The organism is Actinoallomurus bryophytorum (assembly GCF_006716425.1).
Lineage (GTDB): Bacteria > Actinomycetota > Actinomycetes > Streptosporangiales > Streptosporangiaceae > Actinoallomurus > Actinoallomurus bryophytorum.
In genome coordinates this window covers 2,365,971-2,386,469 of sequence record NZ_VFOZ01000001.1, presented here as the reverse complement: position 1 = coordinate 2,386,469, position 20,499 = coordinate 2,365,971, and the positions used below count along the sequence as shown (strand labels likewise).

Annotated in this window: 16 protein-coding genes; 8 read left to right on the top strand and 8 right to left on the bottom strand. The window is 70.8% G+C overall.

The window, feature by feature from the left end:
- Positions 1-9: 9 nt before the first annotated feature.
- Positions 10-546, top strand: a complete 537-nt coding sequence (locus FB559_RS11180) for a PadR family transcriptional regulator (RefSeq protein WP_185792148.1) — start codon at positions 10-12, stop codon at positions 544-546.
- Between the two features lie 35 nt (positions 547-581).
- Here the strand turns inward: FB559_RS11180 and FB559_RS11175 are convergent, their stop codons facing one another.
- Positions 582-2,072 carry an aldehyde dehydrogenase family protein gene (locus FB559_RS11175; RefSeq protein ID WP_141955550.1) on the bottom strand — a complete coding sequence of 497 codons (1,491 nt, stop codon included), beginning with the start codon at positions 2,070-2,072 and terminating at the stop codon, positions 582-584.
- A 217-nt stretch (positions 2,073-2,289) separates the two neighbouring features.
- On the opposite strand from FB559_RS11175, the gene FB559_RS11170 reads away from it, so the two are divergent.
- From FB559_RS11170 to FB559_RS11155, 3 genes are all read left to right on the top strand, one after another.
- The gene (locus tag FB559_RS11170) at positions 2,290-2,784 is read left to right on the top strand and encodes a molybdopterin-dependent oxidoreductase (RefSeq protein ID WP_141955549.1); all 495 of its coding nucleotides are present in this window, start codon (positions 2,290-2,292) and stop codon (positions 2,782-2,784) included.
- Between the two features lie 44 nt (positions 2,785-2,828).
- Positions 2,829-3,692 carry an NAD(+)/NADH kinase gene (locus tag FB559_RS11165; protein ID WP_141955548.1) on the top strand — a complete coding sequence of 288 codons (864 nt, stop codon included), beginning with the start codon at positions 2,829-2,831 and terminating at the stop codon, positions 3,690-3,692.
- Positions 3,693-4,541: 849 nt separating this feature from the next.
- Complete coding sequence (locus FB559_RS11155; RefSeq protein ID WP_246121514.1) at positions 4,542-5,315, top strand: SigB/SigF/SigG family RNA polymerase sigma factor; 774 nt, start codon at positions 4,542-4,544, stop codon at positions 5,313-5,315.
- A gap of 79 nt (positions 5,316-5,394) precedes the next feature.
- Here FB559_RS11155 and FB559_RS11150 read toward each other — a convergent pair whose 3' ends face one another.
- Positions 5,395-6,126, bottom strand: a complete 732-nt coding sequence (locus tag FB559_RS11150; RefSeq protein WP_141955547.1) for a GAF and ANTAR domain-containing protein — start codon at positions 6,124-6,126, stop codon at positions 5,395-5,397.
- 448 nt (positions 6,127-6,574) lie between these two features.
- Between FB559_RS11150 and FB559_RS11145 the strand changes: the two genes are divergently transcribed.
- Positions 6,575-8,008: an alkaline phosphatase family protein gene (locus tag FB559_RS11145; RefSeq protein ID WP_141955546.1), complete on the top strand. Its 1,434-nt coding sequence runs from the start codon at positions 6,575-6,577 to the stop codon at positions 8,006-8,008.
- Positions 8,009-8,047: 39 nt separating this feature from the next.
- Here FB559_RS11145 and FB559_RS11140 read toward each other — a convergent pair whose 3' ends face one another.
- From FB559_RS11140 to FB559_RS11125, 4 genes are all read right to left on the bottom strand, one after another.
- On the bottom strand, positions 8,048-8,731 hold the full coding sequence (locus FB559_RS11140) for a hypothetical protein (RefSeq protein ID WP_141955545.1): 684 nt from the start codon (positions 8,729-8,731) through the stop codon (positions 8,048-8,050).
- Between the two features lie 112 nt (positions 8,732-8,843).
- Complete coding sequence (locus tag FB559_RS46160) at positions 8,844-9,695, bottom strand: YbgA family protein (RefSeq protein WP_185792147.1); 852 nt, start codon at positions 9,693-9,695, stop codon at positions 8,844-8,846.
- 76 nt (positions 9,696-9,771) lie between these two features.
- Positions 9,772-10,407 (bottom strand): LLM class flavin-dependent oxidoreductase, encoded by a 636-nt coding sequence (locus FB559_RS11130; protein WP_141955543.1) that lies wholly within the window; start codon positions 10,405-10,407, stop codon positions 9,772-9,774.
- 186 nt (positions 10,408-10,593) lie between these two features.
- Positions 10,594-11,412 (bottom strand): SAM-dependent methyltransferase, encoded by an 819-nt coding sequence (locus tag FB559_RS11125; protein ID WP_281286248.1) that lies wholly within the window; start codon positions 11,410-11,412, stop codon positions 10,594-10,596.
- A gap of 306 nt (positions 11,413-11,718) precedes the next feature.
- On the opposite strand from FB559_RS11125, the gene FB559_RS11120 reads away from it, so the two are divergent.
- On the top strand, positions 11,719-13,293 hold the full coding sequence (locus FB559_RS11120; RefSeq protein ID WP_141955541.1) for a serine/threonine protein kinase: 1,575 nt from the start codon (positions 11,719-11,721) through the stop codon (positions 13,291-13,293).
- Positions 13,294-13,304: 11 nt separating this feature from the next.
- Here FB559_RS11120 and FB559_RS11115 read toward each other — a convergent pair whose 3' ends face one another.
- Positions 13,305-14,144: an FHA domain-containing protein gene (locus FB559_RS11115; RefSeq protein WP_141955540.1), complete on the bottom strand. Its 840-nt coding sequence runs from the start codon at positions 14,142-14,144 to the stop codon at positions 13,305-13,307.
- Positions 14,145-14,492: 348 nt separating this feature from the next.
- On the opposite strand from FB559_RS11115, the gene FB559_RS43785 reads away from it, so the two are divergent.
- Positions 14,493-14,648, top strand: a complete 156-nt coding sequence (locus FB559_RS43785; protein WP_185792146.1) for a hypothetical protein — start codon at positions 14,493-14,495, stop codon at positions 14,646-14,648.
- A gap of 81 nt (positions 14,649-14,729) precedes the next feature.
- On the top strand, positions 14,730-18,650 hold the full coding sequence (locus FB559_RS11110) for an nSTAND1 domain-containing NTPase (protein ID WP_141955539.1): 3,921 nt from the start codon (positions 14,730-14,732) through the stop codon (positions 18,648-18,650).
- A 25-nt stretch (positions 18,651-18,675) separates the two neighbouring features.
- Here FB559_RS11110 and FB559_RS11105 read toward each other — a convergent pair whose 3' ends face one another.
- Positions 18,676-20,103 carry an MFS transporter gene (locus FB559_RS11105; protein ID WP_141955538.1) on the bottom strand — a complete coding sequence of 476 codons (1,428 nt, stop codon included), beginning with the start codon at positions 20,101-20,103 and terminating at the stop codon, positions 18,676-18,678.
- Between the last annotated feature and the right edge of the window lie 396 nt (positions 20,104-20,499).

Here is a 20,499-nt window from a genome sequence, read left to right as displayed (position 1 = left end):
GTTGACGCCGTGGGCAGGTCTGGGGTTCCGGCGTTGTCGCTCGCCGAGTGGCTGGTGCTGTGCCTGGTCGGCGAGGGGCCGACGCACGGATTCGCGATCGCGACGCTGGCCGGTCCGGAGGGTGAGCTCGGGCGCGTGTGGTGGCTGCGCCGCGCGGTCGTGTACCGCGGGCTGCAACGCCTCCGCGAACTCGGGCTGGTGGCGGAGGCGGGCGTCGAGTCCACCACGCACGGCCCGGCACGTACGGTGATGCGGGTGACGCCGGACGGTACGGCCGCGGTGCGCTGGTGGTTGTCGCAGCCGGTCGGTCACGTACGCGACGTGCGATCGGACCTCATGGTCAAGCTGGCCATGCTCGACCGGGCCGGCGCGGACGCCTCGGCGCTGCTGAACGCGCAACGTTCCGTCATCGAGCCGATCGCCCGTGCGCTGCGGGCCGACCGCGACCGGGCGGTCGGGTTCGACCGCACCCTGGCCGGATGGCGCTACGAGACGGCGGTCGCCACGCTGGCCTTCCTCGACGAGGTGCTCGCGATGGCCCGGTGAGCGGGGGGCGGCGCCGTGACGCCGCCCCGCCGTGGCTACAACTGGGCCGTCACCGCCTTGACCTCGGTGTAGTTGTTGAGGACCTCGTGACCCATCTCCCGACCCCACCCGGACTGCTTGTAGCCGCCGAACGGCAGCGCCGAGTCGAAGACGTTGTAGCAGTTGATCCAGACGGTGCCCGCCCGGATCTTCTTGGCCAGGGCGTGCGCCTTGGAGATGTCCTTGGTCCAGATGCCGGCGCCGAGCCCGTAGTCGGTGTCGTTGGCCTGGGCGGCGATCTCGTCCAGGTCGCTGAAAGGCTGGGCGACGACGACCGGCCCGAAGATCTCCTCGCGGACGACCTTCATGTCGCTGCGAGTGCCGGTGAGCACGGTCGGCTCGACGAAGTAGCCGCGGTCGCCGTACCGGCCGCCGCCGACGACGGTCGTCGCGCCTTCGTCGCGTCCGGCGTCGAGGTAGCCGGTGACCCGGCTCAGCTGCTCCTCGGAGACCAGCGGGCCCATCTGGGTGGCCGAGTCCATGCCCGGCCCGAGCTTGATGGACTTGGCGATGTCGGCGACGCCCTCGATGACCTCGTCGAACCGGCTCTGGTGCACGAAGAGCCGTGATCCGGCCACGCAGCACTGGCCGTGGTTGAAGAAGATCGCGTTCGCGGCGCCCTCCACCGCCGAGGAGTCGGCGTCGTCGAAGACGATGTTGGGACTCTTGCCGCCGAGCTCCAGCGAGACCTTCTTCAGGTTGCCTGCGGCGGCCTGCACGATCAGCCGGCCGACCTCGGTGGAGCCGGTGAAGGCCACCTTGTCGACGTCCGGGTGGGCGGCCAGCCGCGCGCCCGCGGTCTCGCCGTACCCGGGGACGACGTTGACCACGCCGTCCGGTACGCCGGCCTCCTGGATCAGCTCGGCGAGCCGCAGGGCGGTCAGCGGAGTCTGCTCCGCCGGCTTCAGGATCAGGGTGTTTCCGGTGGTGAGCGCGGGGCCGATCTTCCAGGCCGCCATCAGCAGCGGGAAGTTCCACGGGATGATCTGGCCGACCACTCCCACCGGCTCCCGCAGCGTGTACGAGTGGAAGTTCGCGCCCGGTGCGATGGGCACCGAGATGTTGATCGTGTTGCCCTCGATCTTCGTCGCCCAGCCGGCCATGTAGTGGAACAGGTCGGCGGCCAGCGGGATGTCGGCGGCTCGCGCGACCGTGTACGGCTTGCCGTTGTCCATCGACTCGAGCTGCGCCAGCTCGTCCGCGTGCTCGAGGATCAGGTCACCGATCCTCCAGATCAGCCGGCCGCGATCCGAGGGGGTCATCCGTGACCAGGGGCCGTCGTCGAACGCCGCGCGCGCCGCGCGTATCGCCCGGTCGATGTCCTCCGCGTCACCCTCGGCGACGTTGGCGAGCGTCTCGCCGGTGGCGGGGTCCGGTGTGGCGAACGTCTTGCCCGACGCCGCCTCCGTCCACTGCCCGCCGATGAACATCTGCCGTGGGCTCGATACGAAGCCGCTGACCCTCTCGTCCGCCGTTGTGATCGACATCTGCGTCCATCTCCCATGCGTCCGTCCGGCATCGAGCCGGACGTCTCGGTAGTCCCAATGAGACGACCGGGCGCGGCCGGAATGCAAGGGCCGGATACGAAAAATCCGGACGAGGCCGTACGGCAGGTTTGAACCGGGTGGAGGATGCGGAATCGCTTACACGGACGGCCGGTGCGAAAAGGTTCCGCGACGGGATCGCCGCCCGTCGGGAGGCTCCATGACCGACGCCATCTCCGAACGTAATCCCGTCCCGGCACCCCGATCGCCCCCCGCGTACGTCCGGCTGGCGGGCGACGTGGAACGCCCTCGATCGTTTCCGGTCACCGCACTGCGCGACCTGCCGCAGTACACGATCGAGGCGGAGTACGTCTGCGCACGCGAGGGACCGCGCCGTCACACCTTCACCGGGCCGCTGCTGGCCGATCTGGCCCTGGCGGCGGGCCCGCGGTTCGACCCGCTGATCACGAAGGACCGGCTGCGCTTCCTGCTCGCGGTGACCGGGGCGGACGGGCACACGACGGTGTTCTCGTGGGGCGAGATCGACGCTCACTACGGACACAACGACGTGGTGATCGCCGCGTCGATGGACGGCAGGTCGCTGGAGACCGACGGGCCGCACCTGGCCGTTCCCGGGGACCTGGCGGGCGGCCGGTACGTCTCACGGATCACACGCATCTGGGTCGGCCCCGCCGAACGGGCCATCCCGCTCTGATCGGAGGTTCGGCGGGTGGCGCGCCGCCCCCGTAGAGTTCTCGCATGGGCATGGTGAACACTCTCGGGCTCGTGCTGCATCCGCAGCGCGATTCGAAGGTCGCGATCGACGCGATCATCGAGTGGGCCGGGGGCAGGGCCGGGACGGTCCTCGGCCTGCCGGACGAGATCGGCCGGATCGACTGCAGCGCCGTGCCGGTGCCGCCGGAGGAGCTGATCGAGCGCGCCGACCTGCTCGTGAGCCTGGGCGGAGACGGCACGATGCTGCGCACCATGCGGCTCGCGGCCGGGCCGTCCACGCCGGTGCTGGGCGTGAACCTCGGCCGGCTGGGGTTTCTCGCCGAGATCAACGTCGATGATCTGGCACGCGCGCTGACCGCGATCGACGGACACCGGTTCACGGTCGAGCCGCGTATGGCGGTGTGCGCCGAGCTGCCCGACGGAAACCTCGCGACCGCCTTCAACGACATCGCCCTGGTCAGGATCCCGGGCGATGGCATGGCGGCGCTGGAGGTCTCGGTGGAGAACCAGCGCTTCGTCCGCTACTCCGCGGACGCCGTCATCGTGGCGACCTCCACCGGGTCGACCGCGTACAGCTTCTCCGCGGGCGGCCCGATCGTCTCGCCCACGGTCGAGGGTTTCCTCGTGATCCCCGCGGCGGCGCACTCGGCGTTCAACCGCGCGATCATGCTCTCCGCCGATGAGGGGGTCGAGCTGGACGTGCTGCCGGTCTCCGGCGAGCTCGCCGTGGAGGTGGACGGTGAGGTCGTCGCGCACCTGTCACCCGGCGACCGGCTGGCCGTCACCGCACTACGCGCCGCCGCCCAGGTCGTACGCCTCGGCGGCACCACGTTCTACGAACGGGCCCGCCGCAAGCTTCGCGTCAGCGGCAGCGCCGAGGTCGACTAGGTCCTGTCTCGTAGTCATCCTGTTGCCGTGTGGCGCCGCTTGGGCGGGTGCCTGGGCGGGGTTATCCACAGAACCCCGCTCTACTTTCGCCCGTCGCTGTTCCGGCTGGACAATGAGAGTGGGATGGCACCCCCGGGCGGGTGGGCTCCAGGCGGGTGGGCTCCAGGCGGGTGGGCTCCAGGCGGGTGGGCTCCAGGCGGGTGGGCTCCAGGCGGGTGGGCTCCAGGCGGGTGGGCTCCAGGCGGGTGGGCTCCAGGCGGGTGGGCTCCAGGCGGGTGGGCTCCAGGCGGGTGGGCTCCAGGCGGGTGGGCTCCAGGCGGGTGGGCTCCAGGCGGGTGGGCTCCAGGCGGGTGGGCTCCAGGCGGGTGGGCTCCAGGCGGGTGGGCTCCAGGCGGGTGGGCTCCAGGTGGGTGGGCTCCAGGTGGGTGGGCTCCAGGTGGGTGGGCTCCAGGTGGGTGGGCTCCAGGTGGGTGGGCTCCAGGTGGGTGGGCTCCAGGTGGGTGGGCTCCAGGTGGGTGGGCTCCAGGTGGGTGGGCTCCAGGTGGGTGGGCTCCAGGTGGGTGGGCTCCAGGTGGGTGGGCTCCAGGTGGGTGGGCTCCAGGTGGGTGGGACCCAGACCGGGCGGGCTCCAGACCGGGCGGGGCCCAGACCGGGCGGGGCCCAGACCGGGCGGGGCCCAGACCGGGCGGGGCCCAGACCGAGGACTTTGAGACAGGACCTAAGGCCTAATCGGCGTTTGTCATCCGGCGGTCCGTGGTAGAGGGTGGGAAGAGTACCGCTCGGGTTAACCGCCGGGTGGGCGGGTCCTGCAGCGCGGCCCTCACGGTCGACCGGTCGGGAGCCCGCGCTTTGTCTACCCGCACTGATTACGACGACGGCCACGCCGAGGCCCTGCTGGACGAGCTCGGCTCACTGCAGGACAAAGACCCGCGGCGTGAGCGGATCCGTACCGAACTCGTGCGAATGCACCTGCCGATAGCCCGCGGCATCGCGCGCCGTTACGCGCAGTACGGCGAGCCCATCGAAGACGTGCAGCAGGCCGCCATGCTGGGCCTGGTCAAGGCCATCAACCGCTTCGACGTGTCCCGCGGCGAGAGGTTTCTCGCGTACGCCGCGCCGACCATGACCGGCGAGGTGAAACGGCACTTCCGCGACCGTACCTGGCTGCTCCGCATGCCCCGCCGCCTGCAGGAGCTCCGGCTGGAGATGCGCGAGGCCCGGCAGGACTTCTTCCACGAGCACGACCGGGTACCCACCGTGCCGGAGCTGGCCGAGATCCTCCACATCAGCCAGGAGGAGGCCATCGAGGTGGTCGGTACGTTCGACGCCTACCGCCCGATATCACTCGACACGCCGGTCGGTGACGGTGAGGACGCCGAGACCTTCGGTGAACTCCTCGGCGAGTACGACACGGCGATCGAGGAGGCCGCCGACCATATCGCCCTTCGTCCGCTGCTGGACAAGCTGCCGGAACGGCAGCGCATGATTCTGCTGCACCGCTTCTATGGCAACAAGACGCAGACCGAGATAGCCGAACTCATGAACCTGTCCCAGATGCACGTCTCCCGGCTCATCAGTCGCAGCCTCGCCGCTCTTCAGGCCGAACTCCTCAAAGACGCGTGAGTCCCCGTCAACGATTCGTTCGGTGAAATCTCGCGCGGGGGAACCCGAATGCGCATTGACGCAACGCGGCCGCGTGTTCTCAGACGCGCAGGGCGGAGATCTCACCGGTGTCGATGACATGGCGCGCCAGCTCGCGCAGTTTGATGTTGTTGTCCTGGGATGCCTTTGACAGCATCGCGAACGCCTGGTCCTCGGCGACCTTGTGGCGTTCCATGACGATGCCGGTGGCCTGGCCGATGTCGGTGCGCGAGGCGATCGAGGCGTGCAGATCCTCACCGGAGCGCGCGCTCGCGAAGGCGACCGCGGCGTGCGAGGCCAGCAGCCATCCGACCTGCTCGGACCGCTCGGTGAGGGCACCTGGACTCCGCGAGTACATGTTCAGCGACCCGAGGTTCTGCTCGCTGGTGAACAGCATGAACCCGATCATGCTGCCGATACCCAGCTCGCGCGCGCGAGGGGTGAAAAGCGGCCAGCGCTCGGCCTGGTCACTCATGTCGGCGATCCGCAGCACCTCCCGGCGGTCGCGGGTGGCGTCGAAGCAGGGGCCTTCGCCGACCTCTTCCTGCAACTGGTCCGAGGCTTCGACGAGGTCGTCGGTGCAGGCCAGGGTCCGCACGGTGTGACGGTAGCCGCCACGGCCCGACGCCCGGCGCCGTACCGTCAAGATGCCCGCCGCCTCGCATCCGTCGACGAGCTCGACCGCATGCTCGGAGATCCGGTCCAGAGTGGACTGCAACGTCTCCTGCGCCAGCAGGTCCCGGGCCATCTCCGCCAGTGCGACCGCCAGTTCTTCGAAGTCCTGTCCTGGCATGCCTCCCCCTCCGACGTCGTTCCCGCATAATTCGCCGCCATCCGGTGCTCGGAGACTATCCCGTCAGGTGCGGATATCGGCCGTGGTGACCCGTCGGGTCCGGCGAGCTCCAGGCGGCCGGCTTCTGCCCGGTTCGGGTGCCGCGTCGTTGGCGGGCGACGGCGGGCGGGGGATCGCCGCACCCCGAGAGCGTTGAGCGACCGGGCCCCAGCGGAGTTTACGCGCGCCGATGGGGTGTCGTTCAGCCCCGGCATCTGACGAAATCCCTAACAACAGGTTAAGTGGCCCGATTCGGCGCGACAGGGGCAACGGCTTGCCCCGTAGCGGAGACATATCGCGTGTATTGACCTTTTTGTCCTCTGCCGTTCATCTGGCCGAACCGCGCCCGCCCTTCCCGCGAGTCAGTGTCCATCGTGCTTCGCATCCCCCTGCCAGACGGGAGCGCCAGATGCCCGACCTGACCCGCCGACGCCTTTTCGGCGCGGCCGGCGCCGTGGCCGCCGCCACGTTCGCCGCCGAATTCCTCCCCTCCAATGTCCGCCGTGCACTCGCCGAAACGCCGGAACGGCTGGCTGCCCCCTCGCTCAATGACATCAAGCACGTCGTCATCTTGATGCAGGAGAACCGTTCATTCGACCATTACTTCGGCACGCTGCCCGGAGTTCGCGGCTTCTCCGACCCGAACGCCATCAAGCTGAGCACCGGAAAGTCGGTGTTCTACCAGCCCGACACCGTCAACGCGGCCGGGTACCTGCTCCCGTTCCACCTGGACACGCACAAGACCAGCGCCCAGGCGATCCCGTCGACGAACCACGGCTGGAGCGTCCAGCACCAGGCGTGGAACAACGGGAAGATGGACAAGTGGCTGCCCGCGCACCGCTCCGCCGACGGCGCCAACGGCCCGTACGTGATGGGCTACCACACGCGGGCCGACATCCCCTTCCAGTTCGCGCTGGCCGAGTCGTTCACCATCTGCGACAACTACTTCTGCTCGGTCATGGGCCCCACCTGGCCGAACCGTCTGTACCTCATGAGCGCGAGCATCGACCCGGGTGGCACCAAGGGCGGCCCGGTGATCAGCAACGCCGACCCGACGCCGTACGGCTGGAAGACCTATCCGGAGGCACTGACCACCGCCGGTGTCCCGTGGAAGGTCTACCAGGAGACCGACGACTACGGCTGCAACGTCCTGGAGTACTTCGGGGCCTTCCAGAAGGCCTCGACGACCTCGACGCTCTACAAGAGCGGCATGAAGGTCTCCTCGGCGGGCCAGTTCGAGTACGACGCCGCCCACGACCAGCTGCCCACGGTCTCCTGGATCATCCCCACCAGCACGCAGTCCGAGCACCCGGACTACATGCCGGCGGCCGGCGCCGACTACGTGGCCAGCAAGATCGACGCCATCGCGTCCAACCCCGACGTGTGGAAGAAGACGCTCTTCATCCTCAACTACGACGAGAACGACGGCCTGTTCGACCACGTGCCACCGCCGGTGCCCAAGGCGGGCACCGCGGGTGAGTTCGTGAACAGCCTGCCGATCGGCGGCGGGTTCCGCGTGCCCTGCATCCTCGTCTCGCCGTGGACCATGGGCGGCTGGGTGGCGAGAGACAAATTCGACCACACCTCCACGCTGCGCCTGCTCGAGCTGCTGACCGGTGTGGCGATCCCCAACCTCAGTGCCTGGCGGCGTTCGACCTTCGGCGACCTGACCTCCGCCCTCGGAGTCGCGTCGGCCGCGAGCCCGCCGCAGCTGCCGGACACCAAGAGCCAGCTCGCGGAGGCCGAGAAAGAGGTCGAGACGCTGCCCAAGCCGACGTTCCCCGGCAGGACCCAGACGCCGCCCAAGCAGGAGACCGGCTCGATCCCGCGCCCGCGCGGCTGACACCTGACCGTGAGAACGGCCTGGCGGCACAGGCCGTTCTCACCTCTCGTACGGGGTCTCCGCGTCCTCTGGCGGCAGGGGCTGCTGGGGGAGGGCCGATCGGGTGGGGAGCGCGGTCGGCGCGGTGGGGGTGGGCCGCGGCCCGGGGACGAGATCCGGAGCGCCGCTGAGAGCGGGCGTCGGCGTGGACCGCGGTGTCCGTACGGGTGTCGCGCTCGCCGAGGGCGTCGCACGAACGTCCGGGGTGGCCTCGCCGGAGACCTGCGGGCCGGGGGCCGGGCGTACGCGGCCGATCTCGGGATGGACCGACGTGCCATGGCCCTTCCTGCCCTGCACGGTATTGGAAAGCGGCTTGCCGGTGAACAGCTCGAAGGCGGTCACGAGTCCCATCACCGCGAGGAAGATCCCGGCCGCGGCACCGCACAGGACGTACCACTTCGGCCATGGCCGGCCGCCCGTGCCCGTGGGGACGGGGTCCGCCACCTCGCCGCCTCGCCCGGCGCCGACACGTGCCGGGATCTTCGCGACGATCCGTTGCTTGCCGCGATCCAGGAAATGCTGGTAGATCGTGGCTCCGACGGTGGACAGCACGCTCACCGCGCCGGCACCGATGAGGGTGCCGCCGACCCCGAAGTAGGAGGCCGCGACCGTCGCCGTCACCGTGGCACCGGCGCCGGCGATGAGTTGTGTGATGTTCAGCTCGGGTTTGCGCTGGCCCGGCATGCTCCCCCTCGTCCGGCCTGGCATGTGAACCAGTCCAGCCAACACCGGTACGACCCCTGGTGAACCGGGGTTTGGCGCAGGCTTTGACGTCGGGCGGTCGGCGAATCGGTGCTTAGCGCGCCATATCGGCATTCCAAAGTCGGCGGAGCAGATCGGCGGGGACGGGGTTCAGATAGGTCTGCTCGGCCGCCCAGTGCAGTCCCTCACCCGCCGCGTGGCGGGTCAGCGTCACGATCGGAGCGCTGAAGGGCAGCTCGCCGCGTTCGTAGGCACGGATCTGGCCGAGAACGTCCTGTCTCAGCGAATCGTCGAGGCGCCTGCCGACATGCCGGAACGCCCGGTGCATCGCGTTGGCGTTCCGGCCGCGCGTGGCGTTGCTCGCCAGCGCGCGGCCGAAGATCTGACGGTACTCCGCCTCGGTCTCGCGGCACGGCCGGCTGCCCGCCTCGGCCACGAGGCGGCCGGCCTGCCGGTAGCGCGCCGGATCGTGGGCGAGGATCTGCAGCTTGTGCCGGGTGTGGAAGGCGACGAGGTCGCGGGGGCGCCAGGGTCGCGAGAACAGCTCGCGGAGCCGGGCGCCCGCGAAGACCCGCTCGGCGAAGCGCTCACGCGACGCCGCGACACCGAGAACGCGGTCGTCGCTGACGGGAAGGAAGGGGAACGCCGTGGTCAGCCGCCGGGAGAAGACGCGGTGGCCGTCGTCGTAGGACGGGATGCCCCCGACGCCGGGCCGATCCGCCCTTGTGACGTAGCCGTCGAGGCCGGCAGGCGTGGGCGGCGTGGCCCCGGCGGACAGGAATTCGACCAGCCGGCTCTGGCCGGTCAGGCGCCAGGTCTCCCACAGGGCGCCCATCCCTGTCTCCAGCTCTGCGGTGTAAGGCACCCAGTCGACGTACGCGCCCAGCTCCTCGGCGAGAAACCGGTTATGCGGGTGGCCGCCGTCGAACCGGGCCTCGTCGGCCATTAAGCAGCTGGAGATTCCGATACGCGGCCTCATCGCCCTCTCCCAAATGCCTGTGTGGCGAAAATCGTACCGATCGTCAGGCGACCACGTCGGCGAGGCGGTCGACCTGGTCGGGGTCACGTGCCCAGCAGTAGAGCATCACCTCATCGGCGCCGAGGCCGGCGCGGAACAGCCCGTCGGCCATGGCGGGCGGGGCCGCGCACAGGAAACCGTCACCCCAGCGGGCGACGCGTTCGAGGGCCGCCGGCCTGAAGGCTCCGATCAGCACCTCCGGGCCACCGTCACGGACGGGCGCAGGACCGATCGGGCCGGCGCCGAAGGGCGCACCGGACCAGACGCGCCGCATGGTCGCGAGTTGCTCGTCGAACCGGTGACCGCGGGTACGGAAGTCCGTGCCCGCGGCGCGATGGTCGTCCTCGCGTCCGCCGACTCCGATGCCGAGGGTGAAGCGACCGCCGGACATCACGTCCAGGGTCGCGGTCTGCTTGGCGAGCAGGGCGGACTCGCGCAGCGGCCCGAGCAGAACCTCGGTCTGCACCCGGATCCGCGAGGTGGCACCGGCGAGGGCCGCCAGCGTGACCAGCGGCTCGGGGTTGGTGTAGACGAGGCGGTCGAGCAGGCCGAGAGTGGTGAAGGGACCGGCGTCGGCGCGCCGGGCCCAGGACAGGAGCGAAAAGGGGTCGGCGACGGGCAGACCGAGACCTACGTTCATGGGGGATCGGACCTCCGGAAGGGCATGCGGGCAATGGCTGCCGCCCCTCCTGCACCGCGCTCATCGCGGCGTGCTCCCGTCATGCGACGTCATTCCGGGGAGCCGATCTCGGATGGCGGTAACCGTACCCCGGCCGGCCACCGGGGGTGAACCGGGTTTTCCGCGGACATGCCCGTGAGTGGACGCTCAGGGTTTCTGGCCGACGCCGACGATGCTCCAGCCCGTCGCCGCGTCGACGCCGGACTCGCCGGGGGCGGAGCGCCACTCGGGTACTGGGGTGATGCCCGGAGCCGCGACCTTCAGACCCTCGAAGTAGGGCTCGACCTCGGCACGGGTGCGGACGTTGGCGCGGCGGCGCGACCCCTTGATGATCTCCCGGTCCTGGAAGAGAGCGGCGAGCGCTCCGGTGGCTTCGGCGCGGTCGTCGGAGACGGGGTGGGAGATCACCATCCAGCTGCCCGGGACGATGGCGTCGCGCAGGTGGTCGACGATGTACTGCGCCGTCTCGTCCTCGGGAATGGCTTGGAGCGCCGAGAGCAGCAGGATCGCGACGGGCCGGTCGAGGTCGATGAGGCGGCGCAGGTCGGGGTGGGCGAGGATCTTGCCGGGCTCGCGCATGTCGGCCTGGATGACGCCGGTATGCATGTCGCCGGCGAGGATGGCGCGGGCGTGGCTGACGACGACCGGGTCGATGTCGACGTACATCACGTGTGAGTCGGGCGCCACCGCCTGGGCGACCTCGTGGGCGTTGTTCTGGGTCGGCAGGCCGCAGCCGATGTCGATGAACTGCCGGATGCCCTCCTCGGCGAGGAAACGCACGGCCCGGCCCAGGAACTTGCGGCTCTCCTGGGCCATCACGGGCAGGTCCGGGGCCACCGCGATGGCCTGCTCGGCGGCCTCACGGTCGGCGGCGAAGTTGTCCTTGCCACCCAGCAGGTAGTCGACGATGCGTGCTTCGTTCGGCATCTGGGGATGGAAGGCGTCAGAGGCGCGGGTATCCGCCACCGTACCGCCACCTCCTAAAAAATCACCGTGGAGAGGAAGGGTATCCGGAGGAGCACCGGCGTTTTGCGTAGATCTACATATGCGTCCTCATCGGAGCCCGGCCGGTGGCCTCGCGTGGACGATCGGGATCAGCCTCTGCACCGCGCACCCGAACAAGGCGGCCGTGACAGGCATCAAAGCACTGGAAGCCGACCCCGCTCCGGCCGATTTACCAGGCTCTGACAGGAAGTTGCGGGAACGGGTCTGGCTTTGTCTAAAGAACCGGGAAGATGGAGCCATTCGTCCTTGCCGAGCGGAGGAGAAGGGATGGCGTCAGGGCGCGCGCGCCTCGAGCCGTTGTCGCGCAACGATCCCCAGCGGATCGGTGGCTACGTGTTGCTGGGACGGCTGGGCAGCGGGGCGATGGGCCGGGTCTACCTGGGCAGATCCGCGTCGAGCCGGCTGTTCGCGGTGAAGACGATCAGGAGCGAGTTCGCCGACGAGGCCGACTTCCGCACCCGCTTCGCCCACGAGGTCGCGGCGGCGGGGCGGGTGAGCGGTGTCTTCACCGCCGGGGTGGTCGAGGCCGATCCGGACGCCGAGGTTCCCTGGCTGGCCACGGCCTACATTCCGGCGCCCTCTCTGGACCAGCTCGTACACGCCTGCGGGCCGTTACCGGTCCCGGCCCTGCGCTGGCTGGCGGCGGGCTGCGCCGAGGCGCTGGCCTCGATCCACGCCGCGGGGCTGGTGCACCGGGATCTGAAGCCCTCCAACGTCCTGGTGTCGGCGGACGGGCCACGGGTCATCGACTTCGGGGTGGCGCGAGCGACCGAGCGCAGCAGCTTCACCGCGACGCACCAGGCGGTGGGCACGCCCGCGTACATGGCGCCCGAGCAGGCCCGCGACAGCCGTCAGACGGTGTCGGCCAGCGATGTGTTCTCCCTCGGTTCCACCCTGCTGTTCGCCGCCACCGGGCATCCGCCGTACATGGGGGAGGCGGTGACCGACGTCCTGCTCCGGGTGGCGACCGAGCCACCGGACCTGGCCGGGCTGCCCAAGGAAGTCGCCGAGCTGATAACCGACTGCCTGGAGCGCGACGCGGCCGCGCGTCCCACGGCCAGCGCCCTGCTGGCCCGGCTGGCACCGGAGCTGGAGGGGGCGGGGGAGTACGGCTTCGACGCTGCACCGCTGCCCGATGACGCGCTCGCGCTGATCGAGGAGTACCGCCAGGAGATGCGGCCCTCCGCGCACGTGAGCTCCCAGCCCGCCGCGGACTTCACGCTGGACTCTCCCACGTCCTCGGGGGAGGCCGATGAGCCCCAGGGGTCCGGCCGGCCGGCCGGCTCCGTGTCCTCGCCTCCCGGCGGCACCGAGGATCGGGCCCGCGAATCGACCAAACCAGAGAAGGTCCGCGCGTCCGCCCCGGAGGGCAGGGTCACGCGCATCGTCGTGATCTCGGCGGTGGCGGCCGGTGTGGCCGCCCTGCTCCTGGTGCTCGGCGTCGTCCTGGGCCGGGCGGTCGGCGGGCCCGGTTCGAACAACGGCCGCCAGGGAGGACCGCAGGGCGGCGGCCCGCCGCCCGGCCCGCCCCCGGGTGGCGGCTCGTCGCAGTCGTCGGGCAAACCACAGATCACGATGAACCAGAGCATGGGCGACGGCAACAGCACGTTCGTCGTCCACGGCAGCGGCCTGAAGCACGGACGCAAGGTCTCCATCCAGGTGGACAGCAGCGGGGTGTCGCCGCAGATGCCGGTGGTCGACTTCGGCGGCACCTTCAACTACGTGATCAACCAGGGCCATGAGTTCTACTCGGGGAAGATCCCGGTGGGCTCCCACCACGTCACGGTGAGCGTGTCCGGTGTCCGCAAGATGACCGCGGACTTCACCGTCAACAACCTGTGAGCCGTCCGCGGTCAGCGCGAACGGTCCCACCAGAGGTCCTCCTGGCGGGAGCACCATGAGGGATCGCTGAGCCGGCTCAGGTCGGTGAACGTGATGATCGCGTGCTCGATCAGCACCCCGACGACCACCTCGTCGGAGAGCCGGGTGCCGCTCTTGACGAGCTCACGGCAGTTGATCTTGCGTCGCAGGACCTTCACGTGTTCGCCGACGCGTGCCGCGAGCCGGTCGCGGAAGACCGGGTCGTTGTCGAACTGCTCCAGCTGGTGGTGGGCGTCGGTCACCTCCAGCGCGGCACGGGCGATCTCCGGGGTCCGTGGCAGCGGCGTCGTACGGCTCGAGTCGACCAGCCACGGCCGGCACCACAGAAGCGCGACGAGGAAGAGCTTGGTGTTGGGATCCAGGTACATCGGAAGCAGCGTCGAGTCCTCGTCCGGCCGGCCCACCGTCGGGTCGCCCCGGCCCCCGGGCAGGACGCCCGTGGCGCCCAGCACCGTCACGCGCATCGCGTGACCCTCGTCGAGCATGGCCCGCGAGCCCACCAGCGTGGTCCCCGTCCGCATGAACCAGCCGCCGGCCGGGTCGCCCGGCGCCTCCATCGGTGGCAGCCGGATCTGGTAACCGTCGCTCTCGGCGTACAGCGCGTGCGTCTGACTGAGGTTGGCCACCCAGGCACCGCCGCGTACCGTGCCGATCATCCCGGCGCGGCGGGAGAGTCCACGGTCGGTCGAGATCACCAGGTCGGCGTCGGGTCCCCGGCCGAACACCAGCTGCTCGTGTTCGGGGATCTCCATGACGTCCCCGGAAGGTGCCGTGACGCGTGTCATGGCGGGAGTCGCGCCGTCCGATGTCATGGCCGTCTCATTCGTCTCGATCGGGTAGCCCGGTGGTTCCGATGTTCGCCGAGTTTAAGTCCGGGGGATCCATCGCCGATATCCCGGAATCCGGGGATGGCCTGACGTGTGTATTCGCGCTTGGCTGTGAACACCTCATAAAGGCAGGAAGGAGACTTCTCGCCTGCCATGTCGTGTTCACCGAGCGTACCGGCTCCTTTACCGGACCTACCGGGGCTGTCCGGAGGGAGGCGGTGTGGTCCGGGTCGGTCCGAGGCGTTGGGGCGCCACGGATCGACCCGGGCATATCGGGTCGGGGCCGGCCTGAACCCCGCGTCAGAGATCCCTTTCGGTTAACGCGGAAAAGTTATGAATGAGCTCACGTGCCAGATGTTCTCCACCAACGACGACCAGCTCGCCCTGACTCTGATGACCGTCTGGGCGCTCGGCACCGGCCGGTCCATGCCCGGCGGGTCACCCGTATGCCTTACCGAAGAGCAGTTGATCGACTTTTGGGCGGAGTGAACATTGCCCTGCCCTACCGCATTCCCCGGTGTCTGCTGAACTGGATATGCCCGATATGGGCGCCGGGAAGGGGTCTGGGGAATGCCTGTATCCGATCACGACCACGTCGGCGAGCCCGGCCCGGATCCCGAGCTCATCGCCACGTCGAAGGACTTCTCCCACGCACTGGTCCGGTTACGCAGGCGGGCGGGCCTGTCGATCAGGGACGTGGCCCGTGACCTGCGGCAGCGGCCGGCAGGGCAGGTGTCGGTCGCGACACTGGGCGGCTGGTTCGGCGGGCGTCACCTGCCGACGCCGAAGCTGGATCCGGTCCTGTTCGAGCTGCTCGCCCTGTGCGGCGTCACGAGCCCGGAGGAGACGCGGCAATGGCGGGCCGCGCTCGACCGGGTGCGGTCGATGCCGGGCCGGCGTCCCAGGAGCAGCCCGTCACCGTTTCGCGGCCTGGCCGCGTACGAGCCCGAGGACGCCGAGTCCTTCTGCGGACGCGAGGCCCTGACCGGCGAGTTACTCGAGCTGGCCGGGCGGAGCAGGCGGCTCGGCCGTCCGATGATCGTCGTCGGCCCTTCCGGGTCGGGGAAGTCCTCCCTGCTGCGAGCCGGGTTGATCCCCGCTCTGGGCCGCCCGGACTCCCCGCTGTACGGCACGTGGGCACACGTCAGTCTCACGCCGGGCGAGAGACCCGTACGAGAGCTCGCGCGCCGGCTCGCCGACCTCCTCGGCCGGGCACCCGATGCGCTGGACCAAGAGCTCATGGAGCATCCGGCCTGGTGCGGAGACCTGATCCGGTCGGGCGCGTGGGACGGCGACGGCGTCCTGATCGTGGCCGACCAGTTCGAGGAGCTGTTCACCTCGTGCAAGGACGACGGTGAGCGAGCGGCGTTCATCGAGGCGCTCTGCTCCGCGGCCGCCGCACCGCCCGCGGTCGTGGCGTTCGGGATGCGCGCCGACTTCTACCTTCAGGCGCTGCGCGTTCCGCGGCTGGTGCCGATCCTTCAGGACTCCCAGCTCGTGGTGGGGGCCATGTCGGAGACCGAGCTCCGCCAGGCGATCACCGAGCCGGCCCGGCGCTACAGGATCACGGTCGAGCCGGCTCTGGTCGAGGTGCTGCTGCACGACCTTTCGCCGTCCTACACGGGCGCGATGAGTGAGGCCGGGGCGCTCCCACTGCTGTCCCACGCGCTGCTGGCGACGTGGGACCAGGCCACCGGGCGCACCCTGACCCTCGATCACTACCGGGCGACGGGCGGCATCCGCGACGCGGTGACCAGGACCGCCGAGAACGCCTTTGCCGAGCTGTCGGTCGCCGGGCAGAAGGACATCGCCCGCCGGCTGTTCCTGAGTCTGGTGCGCACCGGCCACGACGCCGCGGACACCCGGCGCCGGGTCTCGCGTGCCGAGCTCCTGGCGGCCTGCGACGCCGAGCCCGCCGCCGTCCTGGAGGTGCTGGACCGGTTCGTCAACTCGCGTCTGATCACGGTGGACGGCGACAGCATCGAGATCACGCACGAGGCACTGCTCACGACCTGGCCACGGCTGACCGGCTGGCTCGACGCCGACCGTACGTGGCGCCGCCTGCACCACGGGCTCACGGTCGCGGCGCACAACTGGCAGCGGTCCGGCTACGACCCGGACGGCCTGTACCGGGGCGGCATGCTCCAGGTGGTACGGGAGAACGCCGAGAGCCGTGCCCACCGGGGGCGGCTCAGCCTTCTGGAGCGCGACTTCCTCGACGCCTCGGTCGCGCGGGACACCGCCGAGACACGGGCCGTACGGCGCCGGCTCCAGCGCCGCCACCAGCTCTCCGCGCTGCTCACCGTGCTGGCGCTGCTCGCGGTGGGCGTGACCGTCTACGCGCGGCAGTTGCGGGCCTCCGGGCAGCGGGACCGGGCGCTGGCGCTGTCCCGCACGGTCGCGGACGAGGCGGACCGGCTGCTCGGCAAGGACGTCCCGCTGGCCGCGCAGCTGGCGCTCGCCGCGTACCGGATCTCCCCGACCCCCGAAGCGCGTTCGAGCCTGCTCAACTCCACCGCCGTCCCGGCCGCCTGGCGCCTGGGCGCGCCCTCGGGGCCGGTCCGGTCGATGGCGGTGAGCGGAGACGGCCGGCTGCTGGCGGGCCGTACGGACCCGGGAGCGGTATGGCTGTGGAGGATCGGCGGGGACGGCCGTGCGGTCCTGGCCGGCATGCTGCCGGCGGAGCCGGACTCCTCCGTGGCGCTCAGTTACGACGGACGGACCCTCGCCGCCACCGACGGCGACCGGGTACGCCTGTGGAGCACCGCCGACCCGTACCACCCCGTCCGTACCGGCACGCTGTCCGGCCCCGACCAGCCGGTCGCCTCGCTCACGATCAGCGCCTCGGGACGCGACCTGGCCGCGGCGGCCGGGAGGACGGTCTACCTCTGGGATCTCGACGCGCGTGCCCGGACGACGTCCACGGCCGAGCTGTCCGGGCCGCGGCAGGCGGTCAGGGCCGTGGCGTTCACGCCCGGCGGCCGTACGCTCGCCGCCGGGAGCAACGACGCGACGGTGCGTCTCTGGAGGATCTCCGGGTCCGGCCGCGCGACCCCCGCGGGTACGCTCCGCGGCCCTGCCAGTCAGGTCTTCTCCATCGCCATCAGCCCCGACGGCCGCCGCCTGGCGGCCGGCACGGGTGCCGAGCACCGCGTGTACCTGTGGAACATCGGCGACCCGGCACACCCCTCGGCGGACGGCCCGGCGCTTACCGGCCCGGCCAGCTGGATCAACACGGTGACGTTCGGCCCGGACGGCACGACTCTGGCGGCGGGGAGCTCGGACAACCTGCTGTGGGTGTACGACCTGCGCACGCGGCGTTCGACGGAGCAACTGCCGCATCCGAACCCGGTCATGGGCGCCTCGTACCCCTCGGCCGGTTCGCTGGTGACGCTCGGCGACGACGGGACGATCCGCGGCTGGAGCCTGCCCGGCCCGATCATCACCGGGGCGCGGGACTCGGTGTTCGCCCTGGACTTCGACGGCGACGGGCACAAGCTCGCCGTCGGCCCCGGAGCCGGGGACAACACCCTCACCGTGTGGAATCCCGCCGATCTCCAGCACCCGGTGCGGATCGGCCGCCCTCTGGTCAACTCACCCCACGCCGGGACGTTCTCCGGATCCGGCGCGCTGACCCCCGACGGGCGTACGTTCGCGGTCGGCGACGTGGACGGGAGCGTCCAGCTCTGGAACATCCACGACCCCGGCCGTCCGGGCCGGATCGGCGCGCCGATCCGTGCGGCGAGCGAGCTGATCGAGTCGGTGACCATCAGCGACGACGGGCACCTCCTCGCCGCCTCCTCCGACGACGGCGCGGTCCATCTGATCGACATCACGCGGCCGGACCGGCCCGTCGCGCTGGGAGAACTCCGGCCACCGGATCCCGGCACGGTGTACCAGGCGGCCTTCAGCCATGACGGCACCCTCATCGGCGCGGCCAGTGGCAGCCATCGGGCGTACCTGTGGGACATCCGGCGCCCGGCCGCCCCGAAACCGCTCTCGGTGGTGGGAGGCTTCGCCACCGAGGCGTACTCGGTGGCGCTCAGCCATGATGGGCGCATCCTGGCCGTGAGCGGCGCGGACGGCACGGTCCGGCTCTGGGACATCGCCGATCCCCGGCATCCGGACAGCCTCGGTCCGCCGCTCCTCGGGCCTGTCGGCTATGTCTACTCCGTCGCCTTCTCCCCGCAGCAGAACGTGCTGGCTGCCGGGAGCACGGATGACACCGTCTGGCTGTGGGACCTGACGCGACCGCGCGACCCCGCCCCTCTGGCGACGCTGACCGGCCCGGCGAAGGGCGTGCTGGCCGTGGCCTTCAGCCCGGACGGGCACACACTCGCCGCAGGCGGCCACGACCGCACCGTACGCCTGTGGGAGACCGCCCCCGAAACAGCCGCCGCGCGCGTCTGCGCCACCACCGGACAGCCCATCACCCGGCAGGAATGGCACCGTTACGTCCCCGGCCGCGCGTACGAACCCCCCTGCCCGTAGGGCTGAGGCGGGCCCCCTGTTCGGCTCAGGCCTTCGCCGCGTACTCGGGCTCCAGGGCGGGCGCCGCCGTACGCGTGCGCAGGAGCAGGGCGCCGACGACCGAGGTCCCGACGCCCAGCGCGGCACCCAGGGCCCAGGCCAGGCGGAAGTCGTCGACCGATCCGGCGCCGACCCGGGTGCCGAGGATGGTGACCAGCACCGCGACGCCGACGGTGGCGGAGATCTGGCGGAACGAGTTGACCAGCGCGGATCCGGTCGCGGCGCGGTCGGCGGGCAGCGACTGGACCCCGGCGGCGATCAGCGTGCCGATGGTCAGGCCGACTCCCGCCCCGGTGAGGATCATGCTGGGAAGCAGGTCGCGTGCGTAGTCCGGCGTGCTGGAGACCAGAACGGTGCGCCAGAGCATGCCCGCGGCGAACAGGAGGCCGCCCACCAGGATCAGCGGGCCGTGGCCGAAGCGGCGTACGGCACGGGAGGTCAGCGCGGTCACGATCGGCACCAGGGCGGGACCGGGCACCAGGGCCACGCCGGTGCGCAGCGCGCTCCAGTGCCAGACCTCCTGGCACCACAGCACGTTCGACAGCAGCATGATCGCGAAAGCGACACCGAAGACGAACGTGCCGAGGCCGGCCATGCCGAAGCGGGGCAGGCGCAGAAGGTGCAGCTCCAGCAGGGGACTCGGGTGGCGCGCGGACCGCAGCCCGAACCACGCGCCGACCGCGAGGGCCGCCGCGAGCAGGCCGAGCGTACGGCCGGAGGTCCATCCCCAGCCGGGCGCCTCGACGAGGGCACCGGTCAGCGCGCCGACCGCCGCGGTGACGAGCACGGCACCCCAGACGTCGGGCAGCGGGCCGGTCTCCCGCGCGGCGGGCGCGGGCAGGGCGGCCAGGCCCGCGATGACGGTGAGTACGCCGATCGGCAGGTTCACGACGAAGACCCACCGCCAGTCGATCTGCACCAGCAGGCCGCCCAGTACGGGGCCCGCGGCGGCGGCCAGGCCGCCGACCGCGGCCCAGGAACGGGTGGCCCCGGTGCGCCGGTCGGCCGGTACGGCGGCGAGCAGCAACGCCAGCGACGTCGGCAGCTGGGCGGCGGCACCGGCCGCCTGGACCACGCGGGCCAGGACCAGTACCCACAGGCTGGGCGCCAGCGCGCAGGCCGCCGACGCGATGGTGAACACCACGACCCCGGCGATGAACACCGGCCGCTGCCCGATGCGGTCGCCGACCCGCCCGATCACGACGAGCAGCGCGGCCAGGGTGATGGCGTAGGCGTTGAGCACCCACGACAGGTCGCTCAACGACGCGGGACGGTCGCCGTGGGCGAAGCCCGATCCCATCGCGGGCAGCGCCACGTTGACGATCCACAGGTCGAGGTTGGTCATGAACACGGCCAGGACCACGACGAAGGCGGCCATGCGTGATCGGTTTGAATATCCAACCGAAGGGGTCATGGGTGGACCGTAACCGCAAGACGGTTTGAAAATCAAACTTTGGGACCGCCGGGTACGGCGAGGGCCACACGCGGATGGCCGCCGCGGTCCCCGTGCCGACCGCGGACACGGTCGGCACGGGGCCGGCCTCCCCACCCGGCAGCCGGGTCCGCCGGACCTGACGTCTCCGCCCCCGCGCCAGACGCCCGCGGTCCGTGTGCCGTCTTCCCCGTACGGCGCCGATCGTCCGTCCGGCGCCCGGACGACATGCGAAAACGCTAGGCGAGGAAACGCGTGCCCGCGTCCTCCAGGCGGTCGATCTTTACCGCGACAACGCGTACAACTTAGATGTACTTAAGCGGTTGTCGCCGTCCGGGAAGGGCCGCGATGATTTTGGTTCGCCGCGCTTTCGGGAGG